Below are 20,341 nucleotides of genomic sequence, written 5' to 3'. Positions count from 1 at the left end.
TCCGAGTTCATCCGTGGCGGGATGCTTAATAGTTGAAGGTCTTGACCAGCAGCAGATCACCGATCGCCCGCAGGGGCACGATGAAGGTTTCGCGTTTTTCGTCGACGGTGTTTTCGTTGAGCACCAGGGTGATCTGCGAAGTGATCACCTCGTTCTGATTGCTGGTCTCCTCGAAGTTATAGCCACCATCGCCGTAGTTGCCCCAATAGTTGACGTAGACCAGATACGTGCCGTGCAGCGGCGCGGTCATGGTGAACATTTCCGGGCCGGGGCCGTCGACGCCATCCGGGTCGAGACCGCCGCCATTGCTCAGCGCCGGCCGTGCCCAAAAGGCATGCTGACCGTCGGGGGTGACAATATGCAGATCCAGCTCGGCTTTCGGGTCGTCCCATCCCAAGACAAGACGAATCTGCGCCGGCGTGCGCAGATTATTTGCTTCATAAAATTGCACGCGCTTGAGCGACTGGCCCTCGGCGCTGATCACTTCGACGCTGTTGGAACCGGCGCCAAATGCGTAGGGCCGGGCAAAACGTCCCTGATCATCGGTGTACAGATTCAATGGATTGCCGTTGACGGCGAGGCTGTGCGGCGGACGCATGTGCCCGAGGGCTTTGAGCTGGCCCTGGATCATCGTGCGATTGCGCTGAATGCCGCGATCGATCGGCGGCGTCGGGTAGGCGACCTGCGAATTTTCCGAACGATCGAGCAGGCCGTGATAACGCCAGCCGCCGACCGGCTCGGACAATTGCGCAGTCGGCGCGGCCCACAGCACAGGCGCGCAGGCGAAGCCGATCAGCAGCAAAAGAAATGAACGCATGTGACGCCTCCTGCCATGCCTTGAACGAAACCTTGCACCCGATCCTCGGTACTTCACAGCGGTGAACTGCGTTTCGTCTGAATGCCCCGCAACTGTCGGGGCCGTAGAAGCCGCGAAGATTAGCGATTCGGCAGTTTTTTAACAATCGGATACATGTGTGATTGCTGTAGGAATCTCGCTTTCGAGAGGGTGTGAGCCGAATAGCGAAGTTATTCGGCTCATAAAATGAGCCGAATAAGCCTCAGCCCCGAAACTTCACATTAACTTTGTGACGAGGGGGTTTATCCCCGCTCGGCTGCGCAGCAGTCGTAAAACCGGCGACTTCGATTTTCCTGGGAGTATCGGTTGTCTGGTTTTAGGGTTGCTATGCAACCCAGCGGGGATAAATCCCCTCGCCACGGGGTCATGTGCGCGGCTTTGGGTGGGGCGCCTCATTTGCCCATACCCCCCCTATCTGCTAGTGTCGCGCCGGTTTAACGTCTACCGGAAATTGCCGCCATGGCCCGCAAAAAAGCTGCACTGGATTTCGAACAATCCCTCGCCGACCTGCAAACACTGGTCGAGCGTCTGGAGAACGGTGAATTGTCGCTGGAAGACTCGCTGACCGCTTTCGAGCAGGGCATCGGTCTGACCCGTGACTGCCAGGCGGCGCTGGCCCAGGCCGAGCAGAAAGTGCAGGTGCTGCTGGAGCGTGATGGCGAACTCGCCGAGGAACCCTTCGACGCGGATGAGCCAGAATGATCGCGGCATATTCGGCGAGCAGTCAGGCCCGGGTCAACGCGGCGCTGGAAACGCTGTTCAACGCGCCGCTGCCGGAACTGGCGCGGCTCTACGAAGCGATGCGCTACAGCGTGATGAACGGCGGCAAGCGCGTGCGCCCGTTGCTGGCTTACGCCGCGTGCGAAGCCCTCGGCGGAAAGGCTGAACAGGCCAGCGGCGCGGCCTGTGCGGTCGAGCTGATCCACGCCTACTCGCTGGTGCATGACGATTTGCCGGCGATGGACGATGACGATCTGCGTCGCGGCCAGCCGACCACCCACAAAAAATTCGACGAAGCCTGCGCGATCCTCGCCGGTGACGGCTTGCAGAGCCTGGCCTTCAGCGCCCTGCTCGACCCGCGCCTGAGCGATTGCAGCAGCGAAATCCGTCTGCAGATGGTCACAGCGCTGGCCCATGCAGCCGGTCCGGCGGGCATGGTCGGTGGTCAGGCCATCGACCTCGGCTCGGTCGGTCTCAAGCTCGATCAAACGGCCCTCGAGCAGATGCACCGACACAAGACCGGCGCGCTGATTGAAGTCAGCGTCAAGCTTGGTGCCCTGGCCAGCGGCCGCGCCCAGCCTGATCAGCTGCAGGCATTGCAGACTTATGCACAGGCCATCGGCCTGGCCTTTCAGGTGCAGGACGACATCCTCGACGTGGAAAGCGATACCGCGACCCTCGGCAAACGCCAGGGCGCCGATATCGCCCGCGACAAGCCGACCTACCCGGCCCTGCTCGGCCTCGACGCTGCCAAGGCCTACGCTCTGGAACTGCGCGATCAGGCCCTGCAGGCGCTGCGACCGTTTGACGCGGCCGCCGAGCCGCTGCGCGAGCTGGCCCGGTATATCGTCGAGCGGCGCAACTGACGGCGTATCGGCCAAAAAAGACCAACGCGTGGGCAGGGGCCGATGCATCAGGTAAACTGCCGCATCTTTTATACCTATAACGATTCGCCTGATGCCCACGACGTTTCATGAGATTCCCCGCAAGCGCCCGACCACGCCCCTGCTCGACCGCGCGAACACGCCGGACGGCCTGCGCCGGTTAGGCGAAGCCGAGCTGGAAACCCTGGCCGATGAGTTGCGCCTGGAATTGCTCTACACGGTCGGCCAGACCGGTGGGCATTTCGGTGCCGGCCTGGGCGTGATCGAGCTGACCATCGCGCTGCATTACGTCTTCGACACCCCGGACGACCGTCTGCTGTGGGACGTCGGGCATCAGGCGTATCCGCACAAGATCCTCACCGGTCGCCGCGAGCGCATGGCCAGCCTGCGTCAGAAGGACGGCATTGCCGCATTCCCGCGCCGCTCCGAGAGCGAGTACGACACCTTCGGCGTCGGCCACTCCAGCACCTCGATCAGCGCTGCGCTGGGCATGGCCATTGCTGCCCGCCTGCAGGACAGCGATCGCAAGGCCATCGCCGTGATCGGTGACGGCGCGCTGACCGCCGGCATGGCCTTCGAGGCGCTCAACCATGCGCCGGAAGTCAACGCCAACATGCTGGTGATTCTCAACGACAACGATATGTCGATCTCGCGCAACGTCGGCGGGTTGTCGAATTATCTGGCGAAGATCCTTTCCAGTCGAACCTACGCGAGCATGCGCGAGGGCAGCAAGAAAGTCCTTTCGCGCCTGCCCGGCGCCTGGGAAATCGCCCGTCGTACCGAAGAATATGCCAAAGGCATGCTGGTCCCCGGCACCCTCTTCGAAGAGCTGGGCTGGAATTACATCGGCCCGATCGACGGCCACGACCTGCCAACCTTGATCGCCACCCTGCGCAACATGCGCGATCTCAAAGGCCCGCAGTTCCTGCACATCGTCACCAAGAAAGGCAAAGGCTTCGCCCCGGCGGAAGTTGACCCGATCGGCTACCACGCCATCACCAAACTCGAACCACTGGACGCCCCGGCCGCCGCGCCTAAAGCCGCCAGCGGGCCAAAGTATTCGGCGGTGTTCGGCGAGTGGCTGTGCGACATGGCGGCGGCTGACGATCGTCTGGTCGGGATCACCCCGGCGATGAAGGAAGGCTCGGATCTTGTGGCGTTCAGCGAGCGCTTCCCCGAGCGTTATTTCGACGTGGCGATTGCCGAGCAGCACGCGGTCACTTTCGCCGCCGGCATGGCCTGCGAAGGCGCGAAACCGGTAGTGGCGATCTACTCGACATTCCTGCAACGCGGTTACGACCAATTGGTACACGACGTCGCGGTGCAGAACCTCGACGTGCTGTTCGCCATCGACCGCGCCGGTCTGGTCGGCGAAGACGGCCCGACCCACGCTGGCAGCTATGACCTGTCCTACCTGCGCTGCATCCCGGGCATGCTCATCATGACCCCGAGCGATGAAAACGAATTGCGCAAAATGCTCACCACCGGCCACCTCTACAACGGCCCGGCGGCAGTGCGTTACCCGCGTGGCAGCGGGCCGAATGCAGTCATTGAAAAAGATCTCGAAGCGATCGAAATCGGCAAGGGCATCGTCCGTCGTCAGGGCAGCAAGGTCGCCATGCTGGTGTTCGGCGTGCAACTGAGCGAAGCCTTGAAAGTCGCCGAGAAGCTCGACGCCACCGTGGTCGACATGCGTTTCGTCAAACCGCTGGATGAAGCGCTGGTGCGCGAGATCGCCGGCAACCACGAGTTGCTGGTGACTATCGAAGAGAACGCAATCATGGGCGGCGCCGGTGGCGCGGTCAGCGAATTCCTCGCCCGCGAGAACATCCTCAAGTCGATGCTGCATCTGGGCTTGCCGGACATTTACGTCGAGCATGCGAAACCGGCCCAGATGCTTGCCGAGTGCGGGCTGGATGAGGCCGGGATCGAAGCGTCGATTCGCCAGCGGCTGGCATTGCTCAACAGCTGACGCAATCCCTTGTAGGAGCTGCCGAAGGCTGCGATCTTTTGATCTTGCTCTTCGGCAGCTCCGGAACCTTTAAAAAGCAAAATCAAAAGATCGCAGCCTTCGGCAGCTCCTACATGGTTTTGCAAAGACCATAGATTGCCATGAACCTCTCCCGCCTCGCCCTGCCCTTCCTCCTGCTGCCAACCGCAAGCGCTGCCGCCGATACCTTCGAGCGCGATCAGGCGCTGAAGCTGCCGGACACGCTGATCAGCGCCAATCGTCAGGTCGAGGCGCGCAACGACAGCAGCGCCGCCAACACCGTGTTCACCCGCGAAGACATTGATCGCCTGCAACCAAGCGACGTGCCCGATCTGCTGCGGCGCGTGCCCGGCGTGCAAGTGGCGCAGACTGGCGGGCGCGGCAGTCTGCCGGGGATCTACATTCGCGGCACGCAATCGGCGCAGAGCCTGGTGCTGGTCGATGGCCAGCGCATCGGCAATTCGACTTCCGGCGACAGTAATCTGCAACATCTGAACATCGAGCAGATCGAGCGAGTCGAAGTGCTGCGCGGCTCGCGCTCGGTGATTTATGGCAGCGACGCGATTGGCGGGGTGATCCAGATCTTCACCCGACGCGGCACTGGGCAAGGCTTGCAGCCACGCCTGCATCTGGGCTTCGGCAGTCAGCAGACATGGGAGCGCAGCCTCGGCTTGTCCGGCGGCGACGAGAAGACCCGCTTCAACCTCGGCGCCAGCCTCGACGAAACGGCCGGGATCGACCGTACCCACGAGTCGTATCCAAGCGACAGCGACCATGACGCCTACCGCAACAAATCCCTGAGCCTGAGCCTCAGCCACGCGCTGAACGAGGACATCGAAGTCGGCGCCAATCTGCTGGATAACCGTGGCAGGAGCGAATTCGACAATCCGTTCGGCCGCTTCGACATGGACACGTTTGAGTCGGTGCAACAGCAGCCGTACAGCGACTTCAATATCAGTAGCGTGAGCAGTTACGTCGATGCGCGGGTCAACGAAACCTGGAAAACCCGCGTCGAATTCGGCCACAGCGAAAACCGCGAGAAGACTCTCGACAAGCTCAGTGACGAGCGCACGGTGTTCAACACCTATCGCGACTCAGTGAACTGGCAGAACGACCTGACGCTCGACCCGCGCAACAGCCTGATCCTCGGTGGTGACTGGTACGAAGACCGGATCAACAGCAGCACTGCGTTCGACGAGGACAGCCGCTGGAATCGCGCAGCGTTCATCCAGCATCGTTATCAGGCCGACAGCTTCTCCACCGAGATCGGCCTGCGCCACGACGACAACCAACAGTTCGGCCGCCAGAACACTTGGAGCGGCACTTTCACCCTGCCGCTCAATCCGGATAACGACGTGCTGCTGAGCTACAGCGAAGGTTTCCGCGCGCCGACCTTCAACGACCTGTACTACCCGGATTTCAGCAATCCCGACCTGAAACCGGAAACCTCAAAAAGCTACGAACTGCAATGGCGCAGCCAATTGAGCGACAGCGCGCGGCTCGAGGCCTCGATTTACCGCACCGATCTGCAAGACGCGATCATCTTCGGTAGCAACTCACGCCCGCAGAACGTTGCGTCAGCGCGCATCAACGGTTTTGAAGCAGCGCTGAAGCAGGAGCTGTTTGGCTGGCAGAGCAATCTCGGCGTGGCAATCATTGATCCGCGAGATCGCGATACCGGGCATACGCTGGCGCGACGGGCGCGGCGCACGGCCAGTTGGGATCTGGATCGGCAGTTCGATCGCTTGGGTCTCGGCGCCAGTTGGCAATTGGTCAGTGGCAGTTACGACGACTTGAACAACACCCAGTCGCTGGGCGGCTACGGCACGCTCGGGCTGCGCAGCAGTTGGGCGCTTACTCGTGAGATCAAGCTGGATCTGAAGGTGGATAACCTGCTGGACAAGGGTTACAGCCGGGCGAACTACAGCTATGACGGCGCGCAGTATGGCTATCGCGAAGAAGGTCGGGCGTGGATGTTCGGGGTGACCTGGACCCCTGAACTCTGAGCTGAGATTTTTTGGCGGGCTGGCCTCTTCGCGAGCAGGCTCGCTCCCACAGTTGACGGAGTGCGGCCACACCTTTTGTTTTCACCGCAAGTCCAGTGTGGGAGCGAGCCTGCTCGCGAATACAGGCGATACGATCTACCGATCCGGCGCGATCAATTGGCAAAGCTTGGCAGTCGCGCTGATCATCTGCCCGCTCGGTCGCTCAAGGCCTTTGTCAGTGACCAATAGCAGTCTCCCCTGCCTGACCGCCGCCACCTGCGGCCAGGCCTTCCACGCCCCTAGCTGCGCCTGATCACCTGCGACAATCACTTCGGGATCACGCTGCAATACCGCCTCGATACTCACTTGTGGTGCCGGCAGATTCAGCTCGGCGAAGATATTGCGCGCGCCGCACACCTCAAGCGCATCGCTGATGATCTGCCCGCCACCGATGGTGTACAGCGGCTTGTCCCAGACCTGATAAAACACCCGCAGCGGCACATCACGACGATAACGCTGGCGCAGATCATTCAGCTGCTCGCGCAATTCGGCCGCTCGTTTCGCCCCACGTTCAGGACGCCCCAGCTGTTTGCTGATCGCTTCAATTTGCGTCGCCAGTTGCGTCAACGTGTGCGGCTCGGCGACGAAGGTCGGAATGTTCAGACGTTTGAGCTGATCACGCTGCCCGGCGCCGACGCTGCCGGGCCAGAGCAGCAGCAAATCCGGTTTCAGGCTGAGCAAGCGCTCCATGTCGAGCTGACCGTAGCGCCCCACAGACGCAACATCGGCAATTGCCAGCGGCCGCTCGCCCGCATCCAGCACGCCGACCAACAGGTCGGCAGAGTCCAGTTCAACGACGATTTCGGAAAGCGACGGCGCAAGGCTGACCACCCGCAATGCGGCCGGCACCTGGCTGCTCAGGGCGAGCAGCACAACCGCCAGCCATAGGCGAGGCATCAACCGAGTTGACGCGGAATACGGTAGAGGTAGAACAGCACGGCGGTGGACAGCGCCAGCAGCATCAACGGCACGGCTTCGAGGCCGACGAACACCGCCAGCGCGCCAATCCACGCCGGCAAAGACGCCACCAGCAACGCCGTACGCCGACGCGCCGCAAGGGCAATCCAGGCGGCGGGTTCTTCAGCGGTATCGAGGGCTTTTTGCGTGGCGATCAACGCGTGTTTGTAGCGAGCGAAATACTTGAGGCTGACAAACATCGAGGCGACGCCAGCGATGAAGAAAGGCATCGCCAGCACTGGCAACAGGCCCTGGCCTTCACCGAACAGCGCGTTGAGCACAAACAGCGGCAACAGCGCCAGCGCCAGGTATTGCCACCAGGCCACCGACAACCGCCGCCGCACCTGGCCGCGGGTCACGCGCGGTCGGCCTCGCCCTGATGCTCATTGCCCATCATGTGGTCGAGCTTGCTGGCCTTGGTCGCCAGGTAGAGTTTGTTGTGCGGATTGTGCCCGGTGTGCAGCGGCACGCGTTCGGCGACGACGATGCCCATGTCGGTCAGCGCTTTGACCTTGCGCGGGTTGTTGGTCATCAGACGCAGGGATTTCACGCCCAGATGTTCGAGCATCGGCAGGCACATGGCGTAGTCGCGCTGATCGGCAGCAAAGCCCAGACGCTCGTTGGCTTCCACGGTATCGGCGCCGCCGTCCTGCAACTCGTAAGCGCGGATCTTGTTCAGCAGACCGATGCCGCGCCCTTCCTGACGCAGATACAGCAGCACGCCACGGCCTTCGCGCGCAATCGCCTGCAAAGCTGCCTCTAATTGCGAGCCGCAGTCGCAACGCTGGCTGAACAAGGCATCGCCGGTCAGGCATTCGGAATGCAGGCGACCGAGTACCGGGGCGCCATCGGCAATTTCACCGAGGCTCAGCACGACGTGCTCACGCCCGGTGCTCTCATCGAGAAAGCCGTGCATGGTGAATTGCGCAAAAGGCGTTGGCAGCTTGGAAGCGGCGACGAAGACGACAGGCACCGATGTGCTCCTGATCTAGAAGACTGAAAATTCGCAGGCGGGCATTGTAACAGCAGGTTCCTGTAGACGCTTAGGCTGAATTATCGGGCATAACCATCAAAAAGTTTGATGACAGCTGCCATGCGCTCCCACAGGACATTGTGATCATTTTGGATCAAACGGATACGGCTGCTGCCACTTCTCGAAGACCGGCTTCAACTCTCCGCTCTTGACCAGCTCCGCCATGCGCCGGTCATACAGCGCCATCAACACGCGAGCCTGTGGGGTATCGGCGAAACCGAGAAACAGCGGCAACTCAGCCAGATGCGAATAGCGAAACTGCGCGGGATCTGCAGCATCGCGCACGACCGCTTCAATTTCGGTCAGCGCATCGATGTAGTAATCCGCCCGCCCCTGCTTGAGCATCAGCAGAATGCCGGTGCGCCGTTCGATCTGGTTGAAGCGCTGAATGTTCGGCAAGTAGTTTTCGTAACGGTAGCCGCGCACCCAGGCCAAACGGTATCTGCCCAGGGTCGCCAGGGTCGGCGGCGGGCTGCTGGCCAGGCCCAGCGCGTAGATGTGATCAGAATCGAACTTCGATTGCGGGTACAGCACATGCTCGGCTTCGTCGCGGTAGGAGCCGACCAGTGCGTCGACCTCCTTCAACTGCACCAGCCCGATCGAACGGGTGTACGGCACCGTGCGAATATCCAGCTTGACCCCGGCCGGCTCGAACACTTTGCGCAACACGTCCCAGGCCAGACCGTGACCATCGGCGGCGGTGTAATCCTCCCAGTCTTCGCTGGCCAGGTGGATGACCGCAGGCACAGGCGCGGCGGCCTGCGCGTGGGCGAACGTGCCCAGCAGAGCCAGAAGCAGCAGCGCCAACCCGCGTCGCAGCATTGCGTGGTTCCTCACGTGAGTCGAATCAGGCGAATACCCATACCAGCCCTTGCATCGCCAGCCAGGCGAACACACCGGCCAGCACGTCGTCGAGCATGATGCCGACGCCGCCATGCACATGCTTGTCGATCCAGCGGATCGGCCACGGCTTGAGAATATCGAAGAAGCGGAACACCAGAAAACCCGCAAGCAACCAGTACCAGCCTTCCGGCACCAGCCACAGGGTGATCCACATGCCGACCATTTCGTCCCAGACGATGCCTTCGTGGTCGTGAACGCGCAAATCGTCAGCGACTTTGCCGCACAGCCAGAAGCCGAACAGCATGGTGATGCCGAGCATCAGCCAGTAGCCCCAGTCGGGCAGCATCTGCCACAGCGGAATGAACGGCAGCGCCACCAGCGAGCCCCACGTGCCCGGCGCTTTTGGCAAGGTGCCGGAGCCGAAGCCGAACGCGAGGAAATGCCACGGATTGCGCCAGACCGAAGGAGGCACGAATTCGGCAGGAACCTGTTTCGGGTGATCTGTCACGGTGTCTCCTGAAAATGTTGGTAGCCGCGAATCTGCGGAGTGATGTCGTGTCGGTCGCGGTCCAGCAGCACCACGCCCTGGCCCGGCAGCACTCGCCCGATCACATGGATCGGCCAGCCGTCGGCCAGCAGTGCCGGCAACTCGGCGGACGGCAAGGTGAAGGCCAGTACGTAATCATCACCACCGCTCAATGCCGCGCGCTCGGCACCGCGCTGGCCGAGAAACGCGACTAAAGCATCCGACAACGGTACACGCTCGCGTTCAATCTCAAGTCGCACCTTCGACGCCAGCGCGATATGCCCGCAATCGGCGAGCAGGCCGTCGGAGATGTCCAGTGCCGCCGTGGCCTTGCCGCGCAGGGCCTGACCGAGCGCCAGTTGCGGCTGTGGCGACCAGTAATGATCGAGCAGCGGCTGGGCGATATGCGCTTCGGCATCACGTTGAGCCAATACCAGCGGCAAGGCGCCGGCCGCATTGCCCAGTTCGCCGCCGACGCAGAGCAGATCACCGGCCTGCGCACCGCTGCGGGTCAAGGCCTCGCCTGCGGGTACGCGGCCGAACACGGTGACCGTCAGGCTCAACGGCCCGCGCGTGGTATCGCCGCCGACCAAGGCGACGCCGCAGCTTTGCGCCATGCGATTCAAACCCCGGGCATAGGCTTGCAGCCAATCGGCAGTCACCGTCGGTAGAGTCAGGGCAAGGGTAAAGGCAACGGGGGCAGCGCCCATGGCGGCCAGGTCACTGACCGCGACGGCCAGCGAGCGCTGACCGAGCAGAAACGGATCGCAGGGGTCGGCGAAATGCACACCGGCCACCAGCGTATCGGTGGAAACCGCCAGCTGTTCCCCAACGGGAACTGCCAGCAAGGCGCAGTCGTCGCCGATCCCCAAAGCAACGCCCTCGCCGCCCTGCGCACAAGGCGCGGCGGCGAAGAAATTGCGGATCAGCTCAAACTCGCCCATGGCCGAGAAAAAGTATTCAAGCGCCGATCAGCGCTTGAACGCCTTCACTTCAGCTTCACGCAGGCGCGGGGCCAGCTTGTCGAGCACACCGTTAACGAACTTGTGGCCGTCGGTCGAACCGAACACCTTGGCCAGTTCGATACCTTCGTTGATCACAACGCGGTACGGCACGTCGACGCGCTTGAGCAGTTCCCAGGTCGACAGGCGCAGAACCGCCAGTTCAACCGGGTCCAGCTCTTCGATCGCCAGATCCAGGCACGGCGTCAGGGCGGTGTCGATTTCGGTCTTGAACTGCGGAACCCCGTGAAGGATTTCACGGAAGTAGGCACCGTCAACATCGGTGAAATCGTTATCAACGCGAAACTGCGCTTCGATCTCGTTCAGCGATTGCCGGGCCATGTGCCACTGGTACAGCGCCTGGGTCGCGAGCTGACGGGCTTCGCGACGCTTGGCGCTTTTCGACGGCTTGCCGGCATCCGCAGGTTTCGGATCGCGCGGGTTGAAACGATCGCTTTCGTCGCTAATCACTTGGCCTCCAACTGCGCCAGCAGGCTGACCATTTCCAGAGCGGACAGGGCAGCTTCGGCACCTTTGTTACCGGCCTTGGTGCCGGAACGTTCGATGGCTTGTTCGATGGAATCAACGGTCAGCACACCGAACGCAACCGGTACGCCGAATTCCATGGAGACCTGGGCCAGGCCTTTGGTGCACTCGCCAGCCACGTATTCGAAGTGCGGAGTACCGCCACGAATGACCGCGCCAAGGGCGATGATCGCTGCGAACTCGCCTTTCTGGGCGACTTTCTGCGCAACCAGCGGGATTTCGAAGGCGCCCGGCGCGCGGATGATGGTGATGTCGCTTTCGCTCACGCCGTGGCGAACCAGGGCATCAACGGCACCGCTGACCAGGCTTTCAACCACGAAGCTGTTGAAGCGGCCCACTACCAGAGCGTAGCGGCCTTTGGGGGCGATGAAGGTACCTTCGATGGTCTTCAGGGTCATTCGTCAGTTCTCTTAAAGAGCCGGGACGCGTCTGCTACGCGCCCCTCAGTGATTATTTGCCGCGAATCGGAGTCCGGAAACAGCCGGTCATTATTCGGAGGGCACGTATTCTACAACTTCCAGATCGAAACCGGATATCGCGTTGAACTTCATTGGTGCCGACATCAAGCGCATTTTGCGCACGCCGAGGTCACGCAGGATCTGCGAACCGGCACCGACAATGCTGTAAGTGGTCGGTTTTTTCGGCGCTGCCTGCTCACCGGTTTCACGGATATGCGCCAGCAGCACGTCACCATCAAGCGGGTGACCGAGCAGCAGCACGACACCGCTGCCGGCCTCGGCGACCGCAGCCATGGCGGCGCGCAGGCTCCAGCGGCCCGGTTGCTTGACCATCAGCAGATCGCGCAGCGGGTCCATGTTGTGCACCCGGACCAGAGTCGGCTCTTCGGCGCAGACAGTGCCCAGCGTCAGGGCCATGTGCACGTCGCCTTCCACCGAATCACGATAGGTCACCAGGTTGAATTGGCCCAGTTCGCTGTCCAGCGGCTGCTCGGCAATCCGCTGAACGGTACGTTCGTGGATCATCCGGTAGTGAATCAGGTCGGCGATGGTGCCGATCTTGATGTTGTGTTCGGCGGCGAATGCTTCGAGTTCAGCGCGACGGGACATGGTGCCGTCGTCGTTCATCACTTCGCAGATCACCCCGCTCGGCTCGAAACCGGCCATGCGCGCCAGGTCGCAAGCGGCTTCGGTGTGGCCGGCGCGAGCGAGGGTGCCGCCGGCCTGGGCCATCAGCGGGAAAATGTGACCCGGGCTGACGATGTCTTCAGCCTTGGCGTCTTTGGCGGCTGCCGCTTGCACGGTGCGCGCGCGATCGGCGGCGGAGATGCCGGTGGTCACGCCTTCGGCGGCTTCGATCGAGACGGTGAACTTGGTGCCGAAACCGGAACCGTTGCGCGGCGCCATCAGCGGCAGCTTCAACAGTTCGCAGCGCTCGCGGCTCATCGGCATGCAGATCAGGCCACGGGCGTGCTTGGCCATGAAGTTGATGTGTTCGGCCTGGCAGCATTCGGCGGCCATGATCAGGTCGCCTTCGTTCTCGCGGTCTTCGTCATCCATGAGGATGACCATCTTGCCTTGGCGGATGTCTTCAACCAGTTCTTCGATGCTATTGAGCGCCACAAGGCACCCCCTTCTTTTGAATTATTTGAGGTAGCCGTTTTGGGCCAGAAAGCTTTCGGTGATGGTGCTGCCGGCGGTCTTTTCCGCAGCCTTGTCACCCAGCAGCAGACGCTCCAGATAACGCGCCAGCAGGTCGACTTCCAGATTCACCCGGCGGCCCGGCTTGTAAGAAGCCATGATGGTTTCGCTGAGGGTGTGCGGAATGATCGTCAGCATGAATTCGGCGCCATCGACTTCGTTCACGGTCAGGCTGGTGCCGTCGACGGTGATCGAGCCTTTATGGGCGATGTACTTGGCCAGTTCTTTCGGCGCGCGGATGCGAAATTCCACGGCGCGGGCGTTGTCGCTGCGCGAGACCACTTCGCCGACACCATCGACGTGACCGCTGACCAGATGCCCGCCAAGGCGAGTGGTCGGGGTCAGGGCTTTTTCCAGATTGACCGGGCTGCCGCTTTTCAGGTCATTCATGGCGGTGCAATCAAGGGTTTCGCGGCTGACGTCGGCGGCAAAGCCGTCGCCCGGCAACTCGACGGCGGTCAGGCAAACGCCGTTGACCGCGATGCTGTCGCCGAGTTTGACGTCGCTCAGATCGAGCTTGCCGGTTGCGACGTGCACCCGCACATCACCGCCCTTTGGGGTCAGTGCGCGGATACTGCCGATGGATTCGATGATGCCGGTGAACATGGGGTTCTCCTTGAGAACGAGGCCAGCGCTAACGCAATGGCCGGGAATTATACGCGGGCTGAAGGGACAGGGATCGCAGTGACTCGCCAGTCATCGCCCACCGCGCGGATTTCAGTGATTTTCAGCTCCGGCGCGTCTTTCATCTGCGCCAGCGGCCAGTCGAGCAGCGGACGCGCCGTGGAGCCGAGGAATTTGCCGGCAATGAAGATCACGAATTCGTCGACCAACCCCAATTGCGCAAAGGCACCGGCCAGACGCGGCCCGGCCTCGACCAGCACCTCGTTGGTGCCTCGATTGGCCAGTTCGATGAGCAATTGATGCAGATCGACCTGGCCGTCGGCACCCGGCACGATCAGGCATTCCGGGCCATTGGCGTATTGCTCCTCGACCGCGACACAGGTGGCCACCAGCGCCGGCCCGGCCTTGAAGAACGGCGCATCCAGCGGCACTCGCAGGCGGCCATCGATCAATACGCGCAATGGTGGGCGACTCATGGCCAGCGCGGTTTGCTCGCTGTCGAGACCGAGTTCGTCCGCGCGCACGGTCAACCGAGCGCCGTCGGCCAGCACCGTATCGGCGCCGGTCAGCACCACCGCCGCCTCAGCGCGCAAACGCTGCACCGCCGAACGCGCCGCCGGGCCGGTGATCCATTGGCTCTCGCCGCTTTCCATCGCCGTGCGCCCGTCGAGGCTCATGGCCAACTTGACCCGCACGAATGGCAAGCCGAACTCCATGCGTTTCAGAAAACCTTGATTGAGCTTGCGTGCTTCCGCTTCCAGCACCCCACTTTCCGTGGCGATACCGGCCTCGGCCAGGCGCTGCAAACCGCGCCCGGCAACTTGTGGATTGGGATCACGCATCGCCGCCACGACCCGGGCAACGCCAGCGGTCACCAAGGCGTCGGCGCACGGCGGCGTGCGTCCGTGATGGCTGCAAGGTTCGAGGGTCACATACGCCGTCGCGCCCCGGGCCTGCTCGCCGGCGGCGCGCAGGGCATGGACTTCGGCATGGGGTTCGCCGGCGCGCTCATGCCAGCCTTCGCCGACAATCTGCCCGTCACGCACCACCACGCAACCGACCCGCGGATTGGGGTGGGTGGTGTAGTGGCCCTTGCGCGCCAGTTCCAGCGCGCGGGCCATGAAATGGGCGTCGAGGATCGCCTGCTCGGCGGCGGTGGTCATTCTTTCACCGGTTCGCGGGCGAGGCGGTCGATCTCTTCGCGGAATTCATTGAGGTCCTGGAAGCGCTTGTACACCGAAGCGAAGCGGATGTAGGCGACTTCATCAAGCTTTTGCAGCTCGGCCATCACCAGCTCGCCGACCACGAGGGACTTGACCTCGCGCTCGCCGGTGGCGCGCAGCTTGTGCTTGATGTGGACCAGAGAGGATTCGAGGCGCTCGACACTGACCGGACGTTTCTCCAGCGCGCGCTGCATGCCGGCGCGGAGTTTTTCTTCGTCGAACGGTTGGCGGCTGCCGTCGGTTTTGATCAGGCGCGGCAACACCAGTTCGGCCGTCTCGAACGTCGTGAAACGTTCGCCGCAGGCCAGGCATTCACGCCGGCGGCGCACCTGTTCGCCCTCGGCGACCAGACGCGAGTCGATGACCTTGGTGTCGTTGGCACCGCAGAAGGGACAGTGCATGGTGGCTGGCAACAAAAAATGGGAGGGCCATGGTAGCGCATCCCCGTGGCAAGACAAGCCATAGGCTTTGCGGTATACAGAACGGCATGATCGTCTGATCCATGGAATTCATTCTGCCGGAGCCTCCAATGCCGTTACGTCCGCTCGTTCTGCTCAGTCTTTTCAGCCTGCTGGTGGCCTGTGGCAGCGACGCACCCAAGCCGCAACCGCCGACGCCAGGCCCCGCGCCGCAGCAGGCGCAGAAAAAAGCCAAAGAGGCCGCCGACCTTGGGCCGCTGCCGGCGCATCAGCGCGAATTGAGCGGCAGCCTGCAAGGGGTGCCGGCCGGCGCCGAAGTCGAACTGGCGCTGCTGGTAATCGATGAAAAGGACCGCCCGCAACAATTGCTCGCCAGTTCCAGCCTGATCGGCAACAACCAGATCCTGCCGTTTCACCTGCGCTTCAACCCCGAGGCGTTTCCGGCCGGCGCACGGGTTGAGCTGCGCGGTCGCGCGAGCCAGTCCGGACAACTGATTCTGCACCTGCCATCGCAGACCATCACTCAACCGACCACTCAGGCGTTGGGCCAGCTGCAATTCGTCAAAGCGCCATGACAGCACCGCTCGACCTGCAACAGGCCTTGGGGGAATTGCTCGGCGACGCCAGACTGAAAGCCTGCGCGTTGCCGGGCACCGATTTGCAGCTGTGGTTGATCGACGGCGACAACATGGCCCGCGAATTCAGCCAGGAAGAAACCCAGCGCATCCTGCATGAACCGCCCTATTGGAGCTTTTGCTGGGCCAGCGGCTTGGCCGTGGCGCGTTATCTGGCACAGTTTCCAGAGTGGGTGCGCGGCAAGCGCGTGCTGGATTTCGGCGCCGGCTCCGGGATTGCCGGTATCGCGGCGGTGAAGGCCGGGGCGCTGGAAGTGGTGGCCTGCGATCTCGATCCGTTGGCGATCGCCGCTTGCCGGGCAAATGCCGAGCTCAATGCTGTGCAGATGAGCTACTCGACGGATTTCTTTGCCGAGGCCGATCGCTTCGATCTGATTCTGGTTGCCGACGTGTTGTATGACCGGGCGAACTTGCCGCTGCTCGACGCGTTTCTCAGTCGCGGACGCGAGGCGCTGGTGGCGGATTCACGGGTGCGGGATTTTCGGCATCCGTTGTATGAACGGATCGAGATGCTGGAGGCGATGACCCTCCCCGATCTGGCCGAGCCCGAAGAATTCAGACATGTCAGCCTCTACCATGCACGGCGCTAGCTAAAAGCTTCGCGAGCAGGCTCGCTCCCACACTGGATCTGTGCCGTTCATAAATCCCCTGTGGGAGCGAGCCTGCTCGCGAAGGCGTCCGCCCATGCAACACACCTCTCGACCCGCCCCGCTTCCGGCCACCCCCCACCAAGCCTTATAGTTGCCCCATCCACGCTTTGACGAGATCCCCCATGAGTGAGCAAACGCCGTACATCTTCGACGCCACGACTGCCGATTTCGACCAGTCGGTGATCGAAGCCTCCTTCAACAAACCGGTGCTGGTGGATTTCTGGGCCGAATGGTGTGCGCCGTGCAAGGCGTTGATGCCGATGCTGCAAGGCATTGCCGAGAGCTATCAGGGCGAGTTGCTGCTGGCCAAGGTCAACTGCGACATCGAGCAGGACATCGTCGCCCGCTTCGGCATCCGCAGCCTGCCGACCGTGGTGCTGTTCAAGGACGGTCAGCCGGTCGATGGCTTTGCCGGGGCACAACCGGAATCCGCCGTGCGCGCCCTGCTCGAACCGCATGTGCAGATGCCGCCACCGGCCGCTGCCGACCCGTTCGAACAGGCTCAGGCGATGTTCGACGAAGGTCACTTCGCCGAGGCGGAAGCGGCGCTGGTGACCCTGCTCAATGAAGACAATACCAACGCCAGGGCGCTGATCCTTTACGCACGCTGCCTGACCGAACGCGGTGAGCTGGGCGAAGCGCAAACCGTGCTCGACGCGGTCAAGAGCGATGAGCACAAAGCCGCACTCGCTGGGGCCAAGGCGCAGGTCCAGTTCCTCGGCCTCGCCCGCGACCTGCCGGACGCCGCCGACCTGAAAAGCCGCCTGGCGCAAAATCCGCAGGATGATGAAGCGGTGTACCAACTGGCGATCCAGCAACTGGCGCGCCAGCAATACGAAGCGGCGCTGGACGCCTTGCTCAAACTGTTCATCCGCAACCGCAGCTACGGCGAAGGCTTGCCGCACAAGACCTTGCTGCAGGTGTTCGAACTGCTGGGCAATGATCATCCGTTGGTGACGGCTTACCGTCGCAAAGTGTTTGCGGCGCTGTATTAAGGCCTTACCCGATCCAGCTATAGAGCGGCGTATCCCCGCCGCTCGCCACTTTCACATCGGAACTGTGGCGCAAGCGCACGAGCAAACGCTTGCCCGCCACCGCACTGCCGGTCAGCGCTTCCAGTTGATCGAGCAGATCCGGTCCACTGAGTTGCCCGGCCTTACGCAGCAAGTCTTTGGCCACCTGCCACAGCGCATCGTCCTGATTCACCGGCTTCGCCGCCGGGGCCGACGCCACTGCCTCGGACTGCGCGACCGGCGCCTGCCCGCTCAGCGCCGAACCCAGCCTGGCCCAATCGCTGTCATCCAGCTCCACCGTCAAATCCACCGGCACCTCGCCGACCGTTCCGCGTATCCGCAACATCAAGTTCGCTCCTGCACTTTTCTGACCTGCATGCTCCCACGGGACTTGTGCAACGCCAAGTAAAGGGCGCCAAACACATCTGGTAATTCCCGGTTGATCGGCTAAATTAATCTCTTTTTGCGGGAAGGATTCCCAATGTCTTCAGGACGAAAACTGGCCTCTAAAGGAGGCCCGACCTCTACAGGTGGCGTGATACTTGAAGGAAATGAGAACCTCAATATCGAAGGAAGAATAATCGCTTCCATTGGACAACTCGCCAGTTGTCCGGTCTGTGGGCCTGGCAAAGGCCCCATCGTAGCAGTGGGTGAAAAAACGCTGATTTTACCTGCCGGACCAGCTGCGCTAGAGGGTGACTACGTCGCCTGCGGTTGTCCGCCCATGACCAATAAGCTGCTCACTCAGCAACACAGTGGTTTCGCAGGAATTGGCCGGCCCGCTCCAATTGACATGGGGCCACCGATTGCTGCCCTGACCTCTTATCGCTACTTGCAGGTCATCATCGAACGCCTTAATGACACGGAAAAGCCAGGTTTGGCTTACAAACTCAAGGACAAGGCGAAGGTTGCCGTTTTACAAGACAGCACTTGCAACCTCACAGGCGAAGGCTGCGAACACCCGGTAAAAAACGCTTCGGATTATGACACCCTGTTGGTAGGGGAAGATTCCGAATGGACTTTCTATGCCTATGAAGAGCCCCTGACACAGGATTTGTCATGAAATCGGAAATCAAACTCATCTTTAAAGACTTTCTGATGCAGCCACCGCCAGGCGTAAAATTTCAGCTGCTTATCGACGGTCAGGTCGTAGATGACAACATCGTTCAAAACGATGACAGGCCTCGCATTTATTCATTGATATCCAAAAACGGCCAGATCGCTATAACGCTCGCGGGCAAGGAACTACCGTCGATCAAAACCCGAGACACCCACGAAGTGACGGTTCAGATTGTGGGGAACTCCGGTACAAAAAAAGGTATGCACACTGCTACGTTGAATCCAGGGAAGTCTCTTTCGATCGTAGCGATATCACCGTGGGTAAAAGTCCCGCTAACGACCAGCGGCGCTGTCTCGAACGACGCGTTCTACGAAGTCGAATATGGTGTGAAACGTACCAATGAAACCCGAACGGTGAAAGTCGTCATTCAGGACATGCCGCGCAGGATACTGATGGAGGCGCTGTCACACCGGGGATCAACACAATGGGCAGGGAATAAAAGCAAAAAGTCGCTACCACACCCTACTCTCAGGCAGAGCGTGGAATTTCCACCAAACACAAATAAATGCAATCTGTTCGTCTACGACGTGCTGACCGCAATTGGGGTCAACGTGGCGTTGATTGAACATGGCAAATCGAAATACCTGCCATATTTCTCCAAGGTTAGCCCTCCGCTCGCGGGTGAATGGGCGAATGGACAACGATTGCTCAACAGCTGGAAAGTCGAGCGCACGCCGTTGCCCGGGGACGTCGGCGCTTACGCAATGAATTATTCCGACGCCAGTGGCCATGTCGGCTTCGTTCTAACGAAGGGCGTATGCATTTCTGCAGGGTGGGAAAAAGTTGAAGTTAACGACGCAGGTTTTCGCCATGCGACCGGCAATGCAAATCCCAGCGACCATGACTTCACTATTTTCCGACGCTACAAACACAGCACGCCACAATGAAACGCCCTTATTCGCTCCTCCTCATAATTCCGTTTTTGCTCATCGTGGCATGGCGCATCTGGTTGCCTGCCGATCTTTCGGCTTGTCCCGCTGACGGGGAAACTGCAGGTCCACTGACCCTTGTTATTCGTGATTACTTTGAGCGCAATAGCCGGACCGACTGGCGAGACATGGATGATCGTTTCGACATACTTTCAACCCCCGAAGGCCAGAGCATAGCGAGTCAACCGAATTCACACACTTGCGAAGCATTGCGGGTACTGCAGAGTCCGGCGTTCAGTCAGAGTGAAAAAATCTTCACCATGGCACTTATGTTCAGACTGCCAATCGACCAGTACATGGCCCTGATGGATCGCAGTCATCAACTCTACACGCAGGGCAAAATGGATAAGGAGGTGCTGACTCTGGTGGTATTTCCGCGCGGAACAGCCATCAACTACTGGTGGCTTCCGGCTTGGCGACAGCGTTTCAGTCGCGATGCCCCGAGCGTGCTCGACGCAAATCTGATCAACGATGTCCTTTCGGGACACTATTGGTTCGACTATCCCGGCGCAGGCTTCTGATTCTGCAAGCATGACATTCAATCCCAGCACCGCCCGCGACCTCATCCCGGGCGGTGCTTAGCCATGTCTTGCGCAATCTCAAGCGCACGGGCACACTCTGCGCACTTTCGTTATAAGATTACATAACAAACTTTTCATTTTTCTCGGA

The 20,341-nt window shown here is 61.2% G+C and carries 24 protein-coding genes; 10 read left to right on the top strand and 14 right to left on the bottom strand.

The window, feature by feature from the left end; all coding sequences use genetic code 11:
- Positions 1-25: 25 nt before the first annotated feature.
- Entirely contained in the window at positions 26-817 is a 792-nt protein-coding gene (locus J2Y39_RS23525) for a DUF2135 domain-containing protein (protein ID WP_310220017.1), read from the bottom strand.
- A gap of 498 nt (positions 818-1,315) precedes the next feature.
- On the opposite strand from J2Y39_RS23525, the gene J2Y39_RS23520 reads away from it, so the two are divergent.
- The 4 genes from J2Y39_RS23520 (at position 1,316) to J2Y39_RS23505 (ending at position 6,456) form a co-directional block, all read left to right on the top strand.
- A complete protein-coding gene (locus tag J2Y39_RS23520; RefSeq protein WP_016772991.1) occupies positions 1,316-1,558 on the top strand; it encodes an exodeoxyribonuclease VII small subunit in 243 nt (80 codons plus the stop codon).
- Positions 1,555-2,442: a (2E,6E)-farnesyl diphosphate synthase gene (gene ispA / locus J2Y39_RS23515; RefSeq protein ID WP_041477698.1), complete on the top strand. Its 888-nt coding sequence runs from the start codon at positions 1,555-1,557 to the stop codon at positions 2,440-2,442. The genes J2Y39_RS23520 and ispA overlap by 4 nt, the downstream gene beginning before the upstream one ends.
- 91 nt (positions 2,443-2,533) lie before the next feature.
- Positions 2,534-4,432, top strand: a complete 1,899-nt coding sequence (gene dxs / locus J2Y39_RS23510) for a 1-deoxy-D-xylulose-5-phosphate synthase (RefSeq protein ID WP_310220015.1) — start codon at positions 2,534-2,536, stop codon at positions 4,430-4,432.
- A 140-nt stretch (positions 4,433-4,572) separates the two neighbouring features.
- Positions 4,573-6,456 (top strand): TonB-dependent receptor domain-containing protein, encoded by a 1,884-nt coding sequence (locus J2Y39_RS23505; RefSeq protein WP_310220013.1) that lies wholly within the window; start codon positions 4,573-4,575, stop codon positions 6,454-6,456.
- 135 nt (positions 6,457-6,591) lie between these two features.
- On the opposite strand, the gene J2Y39_RS23500 is transcribed toward J2Y39_RS23505, so the two are convergent.
- The 12 genes from J2Y39_RS23500 to nrdR form a co-directional block, all read right to left on the bottom strand.
- Positions 6,592-7,392, bottom strand: a complete 801-nt coding sequence (locus J2Y39_RS23500; protein ID WP_310220011.1) for a cobalamin-binding protein — start codon at positions 7,390-7,392, stop codon at positions 6,592-6,594.
- A complete protein-coding gene (locus J2Y39_RS23495) occupies positions 7,392-7,811 on the bottom strand; it encodes an MFS transporter (RefSeq protein ID WP_310220009.1) in 420 nt (139 codons plus the stop codon). The genes J2Y39_RS23500 and J2Y39_RS23495 overlap by 1 nt, the downstream gene beginning before the upstream one ends.
- Positions 7,808-8,425 (bottom strand): GTP cyclohydrolase II, encoded by a 618-nt coding sequence (ribA, locus tag J2Y39_RS23490; RefSeq protein ID WP_041477692.1) that lies wholly within the window; start codon positions 8,423-8,425, stop codon positions 7,808-7,810. The genes J2Y39_RS23495 and ribA overlap by 4 nt, the downstream gene beginning before the upstream one ends.
- A gap of 144 nt (positions 8,426-8,569) precedes the next feature.
- Positions 8,570-9,307, bottom strand: coding sequence for a transporter substrate-binding domain-containing protein (locus J2Y39_RS23485; RefSeq protein ID WP_310220007.1), 738 nt, complete (start codon positions 9,305-9,307; stop codon positions 8,570-8,572).
- A 25-nt stretch (positions 9,308-9,332) separates the two neighbouring features.
- Positions 9,333-9,836 (bottom strand): phosphatidylglycerophosphatase A, encoded by a 504-nt coding sequence (locus J2Y39_RS23480; protein ID WP_039761886.1) that lies wholly within the window; start codon positions 9,834-9,836, stop codon positions 9,333-9,335.
- Positions 9,833-10,798, bottom strand: coding sequence for a thiamine-phosphate kinase (thiL, locus tag J2Y39_RS23475; protein WP_310220005.1), 966 nt, complete (start codon positions 10,796-10,798; stop codon positions 9,833-9,835). The genes J2Y39_RS23480 and thiL overlap by 4 nt, the downstream gene beginning before the upstream one ends.
- A gap of 27 nt (positions 10,799-10,825) precedes the next feature.
- Positions 10,826-11,326, bottom strand: a complete 501-nt coding sequence (gene nusB / locus J2Y39_RS23470; protein ID WP_024014489.1) for a transcription antitermination factor NusB — start codon at positions 11,324-11,326, stop codon at positions 10,826-10,828.
- Positions 11,323-11,799 carry a 6,7-dimethyl-8-ribityllumazine synthase gene (ribE, locus tag J2Y39_RS23465; protein WP_003228649.1) on the bottom strand — a complete coding sequence of 159 codons (477 nt, stop codon included), beginning with the start codon at positions 11,797-11,799 and terminating at the stop codon, positions 11,323-11,325. The genes nusB and ribE overlap by 4 nt, the downstream gene beginning before the upstream one ends.
- Before the next feature lie 90 nt (positions 11,800-11,889).
- Positions 11,890-12,981, bottom strand: coding sequence for a bifunctional 3,4-dihydroxy-2-butanone-4-phosphate synthase/GTP cyclohydrolase II (gene ribBA / locus J2Y39_RS23460; RefSeq protein ID WP_039761895.1), 1,092 nt, complete (start codon positions 12,979-12,981; stop codon positions 11,890-11,892).
- Between the two features lie 21 nt (positions 12,982-13,002).
- On the bottom strand, positions 13,003-13,665 hold the full coding sequence (locus J2Y39_RS23455) for a riboflavin synthase (RefSeq protein WP_016772981.1): 663 nt from the start codon (positions 13,663-13,665) through the stop codon (positions 13,003-13,005).
- A gap of 47 nt (positions 13,666-13,712) precedes the next feature.
- The gene (gene ribD / locus J2Y39_RS23450) at positions 13,713-14,846 is read right to left on the bottom strand and encodes a bifunctional diaminohydroxyphosphoribosylaminopyrimidine deaminase/5-amino-6-(5-phosphoribosylamino)uracil reductase RibD (RefSeq protein ID WP_252878975.1); all 1,134 of its coding nucleotides are present in this window, start codon (positions 14,844-14,846) and stop codon (positions 13,713-13,715) included.
- Positions 14,843-15,307, bottom strand: coding sequence for a transcriptional regulator NrdR (nrdR, locus tag J2Y39_RS23445; protein WP_007910946.1), 465 nt, complete (start codon positions 15,305-15,307; stop codon positions 14,843-14,845). Before nrdR ends, ribD begins: the two co-directional genes overlap by 4 nt.
- A 128-nt stretch (positions 15,308-15,435) precedes the next feature.
- On the opposite strand from nrdR, the gene J2Y39_RS23440 reads away from it, so the two are divergent.
- The 3 genes from J2Y39_RS23440 to trxA all read left to right on the top strand — a co-directional run bounded on the left by J2Y39_RS23440 (position 15,436) and on the right by trxA (position 17,605).
- Entirely contained in the window at positions 15,436-15,900 is a 465-nt protein-coding gene (locus tag J2Y39_RS23440; RefSeq protein ID WP_056790730.1) for a YbaY family lipoprotein, read from the top strand.
- Positions 15,897-16,550, top strand: coding sequence for a methyltransferase (locus tag J2Y39_RS23435; protein WP_056790733.1), 654 nt, complete (start codon positions 15,897-15,899; stop codon positions 16,548-16,550). The genes J2Y39_RS23440 and J2Y39_RS23435 overlap by 4 nt, the downstream gene beginning before the upstream one ends.
- Before the next feature lie 182 nt (positions 16,551-16,732).
- Positions 16,733-17,605 carry a thioredoxin gene (gene trxA, locus J2Y39_RS23430; protein ID WP_310220000.1) on the top strand — a complete coding sequence of 291 codons (873 nt, stop codon included), beginning with the start codon at positions 16,733-16,735 and terminating at the stop codon, positions 17,603-17,605.
- 4 nt (positions 17,606-17,609) lie between these two features.
- Here the strand turns inward: trxA and J2Y39_RS23425 are convergent, their stop codons facing one another.
- The gene (locus J2Y39_RS23425) at positions 17,610-17,969 is read right to left on the bottom strand and encodes a hypothetical protein (RefSeq protein ID WP_056790738.1); all 360 of its coding nucleotides are present in this window, start codon (positions 17,967-17,969) and stop codon (positions 17,610-17,612) included.
- A 135-nt stretch (positions 17,970-18,104) separates the two neighbouring features.
- Between J2Y39_RS23425 and J2Y39_RS23420 the strand changes: the two genes are divergently transcribed.
- From J2Y39_RS23420 to J2Y39_RS23410, 3 genes are read left to right on the top strand one after another with little or no spacing between them, the layout of a single operon-like run.
- Positions 18,105-18,686, top strand: a complete 582-nt coding sequence (locus J2Y39_RS23420; protein WP_310219998.1) for a PAAR domain-containing protein — start codon at positions 18,105-18,107, stop codon at positions 18,684-18,686.
- The gene (locus J2Y39_RS23415; protein WP_056790741.1) at positions 18,683-19,630 is read left to right on the top strand and encodes a CHAP domain-containing protein; all 948 of its coding nucleotides are present in this window, start codon (positions 18,683-18,685) and stop codon (positions 19,628-19,630) included. The genes J2Y39_RS23420 and J2Y39_RS23415 overlap by 4 nt, the downstream gene beginning before the upstream one ends.
- On the top strand, positions 19,627-20,193 hold the full coding sequence (locus tag J2Y39_RS23410) for a hypothetical protein (RefSeq protein ID WP_024014498.1): 567 nt from the start codon (positions 19,627-19,629) through the stop codon (positions 20,191-20,193). Before J2Y39_RS23415 ends, J2Y39_RS23410 begins: the two co-directional genes overlap by 4 nt.
- Positions 20,194-20,341: the final 148 nt, after the last annotated feature.

Source organism: Pseudomonas sp. 2957, assembly GCF_031456345.1.
GTDB classification, from domain to species: domain Bacteria; phylum Pseudomonadota; class Gammaproteobacteria; order Pseudomonadales; family Pseudomonadaceae; genus Aquipseudomonas; species Aquipseudomonas siliginis.
Note: the sequence above shows the minus strand (reverse complement) of the source record. Positions and strands in the feature narration are given on the sequence as shown.

What these genes read in the sequence shown, in the direction of transcription:
- J2Y39_RS23500 (WP_310220011.1), bottom strand. Translation starts at nt 7,392, where the DNA reads ATGCCTCGCCTATGGCTGGCGGTTGTGCTGCTCGCCCTGAGCAGCCAG.
- J2Y39_RS23420 (WP_310219998.1), top strand. Translation starts at nt 18,105, where the DNA reads ATGTCTTCAGGACGAAAACTGGCCTCTAAAGGAGGCCCGACCTCTACA.
- nrdR (WP_007910946.1), bottom strand. Translation starts at nt 15,307, where the DNA reads ATGCACTGTCCCTTCTGCGGTGCCAACGACACCAAGGTCATCGACTCG.
- J2Y39_RS23525 (WP_310220017.1), bottom strand. Translation starts at nt 817, where the DNA reads ATGCGTTCATTTCTTTTGCTGCTGATCGGCTTCGCCTGCGCGCCTGTG.
- J2Y39_RS23410 (WP_024014498.1), top strand. Translation starts at nt 19,627, where the DNA reads ATGAAACGCCCTTATTCGCTCCTCCTCATAATTCCGTTTTTGCTCATC.
- J2Y39_RS23440 (WP_056790730.1), top strand. Translation starts at nt 15,436, where the DNA reads ATGCCGTTACGTCCGCTCGTTCTGCTCAGTCTTTTCAGCCTGCTGGTG.
- J2Y39_RS23415 (WP_056790741.1), top strand. Translation starts at nt 18,683, where the DNA reads ATGAAATCGGAAATCAAACTCATCTTTAAAGACTTTCTGATGCAGCCA.
- thiL (WP_310220005.1), bottom strand. Translation starts at nt 10,798, where the DNA reads ATGGGCGAGTTTGAGCTGATCCGCAATTTCTTCGCCGCCGCGCCTTGT.
- J2Y39_RS23435 (WP_056790733.1), top strand. Translation starts at nt 15,897, where the DNA reads ATGACAGCACCGCTCGACCTGCAACAGGCCTTGGGGGAATTGCTCGGC.
- ispA (WP_041477698.1), top strand. Translation starts at nt 1,555, where the DNA reads ATGATCGCGGCATATTCGGCGAGCAGTCAGGCCCGGGTCAACGCGGCG.
- J2Y39_RS23455 (WP_016772981.1), bottom strand. Translation starts at nt 13,665, where the DNA reads ATGTTCACCGGCATCATCGAATCCATCGGCAGTATCCGCGCACTGACC.
- J2Y39_RS23425 (WP_056790738.1), bottom strand. Translation starts at nt 17,969, where the DNA reads ATGTTGCGGATACGCGGAACGGTCGGCGAGGTGCCGGTGGATTTGACG.
- J2Y39_RS23520 (WP_016772991.1), top strand. Translation starts at nt 1,316, where the DNA reads ATGGCCCGCAAAAAAGCTGCACTGGATTTCGAACAATCCCTCGCCGAC.
- trxA (WP_310220000.1), top strand. Translation starts at nt 16,733, where the DNA reads ATGAGTGAGCAAACGCCGTACATCTTCGACGCCACGACTGCCGATTTC.
- J2Y39_RS23505 (WP_310220013.1), top strand. Translation starts at nt 4,573, where the DNA reads ATGAACCTCTCCCGCCTCGCCCTGCCCTTCCTCCTGCTGCCAACCGCA.
- ribD (WP_252878975.1), bottom strand. Translation starts at nt 14,846, where the DNA reads ATGACCACCGCCGCCGAGCAGGCGATCCTCGACGCCCATTTCATGGCC.
- dxs (WP_310220015.1), top strand. Translation starts at nt 2,534, where the DNA reads ATGCCCACGACGTTTCATGAGATTCCCCGCAAGCGCCCGACCACGCCC.
- ribE (WP_003228649.1), bottom strand. Translation starts at nt 11,799, where the DNA reads ATGACCCTGAAGACCATCGAAGGTACCTTCATCGCCCCCAAAGGCCGC.
- J2Y39_RS23485 (WP_310220007.1), bottom strand. Translation starts at nt 9,307, where the DNA reads ATGCTGCGACGCGGGTTGGCGCTGCTGCTTCTGGCTCTGCTGGGCACG.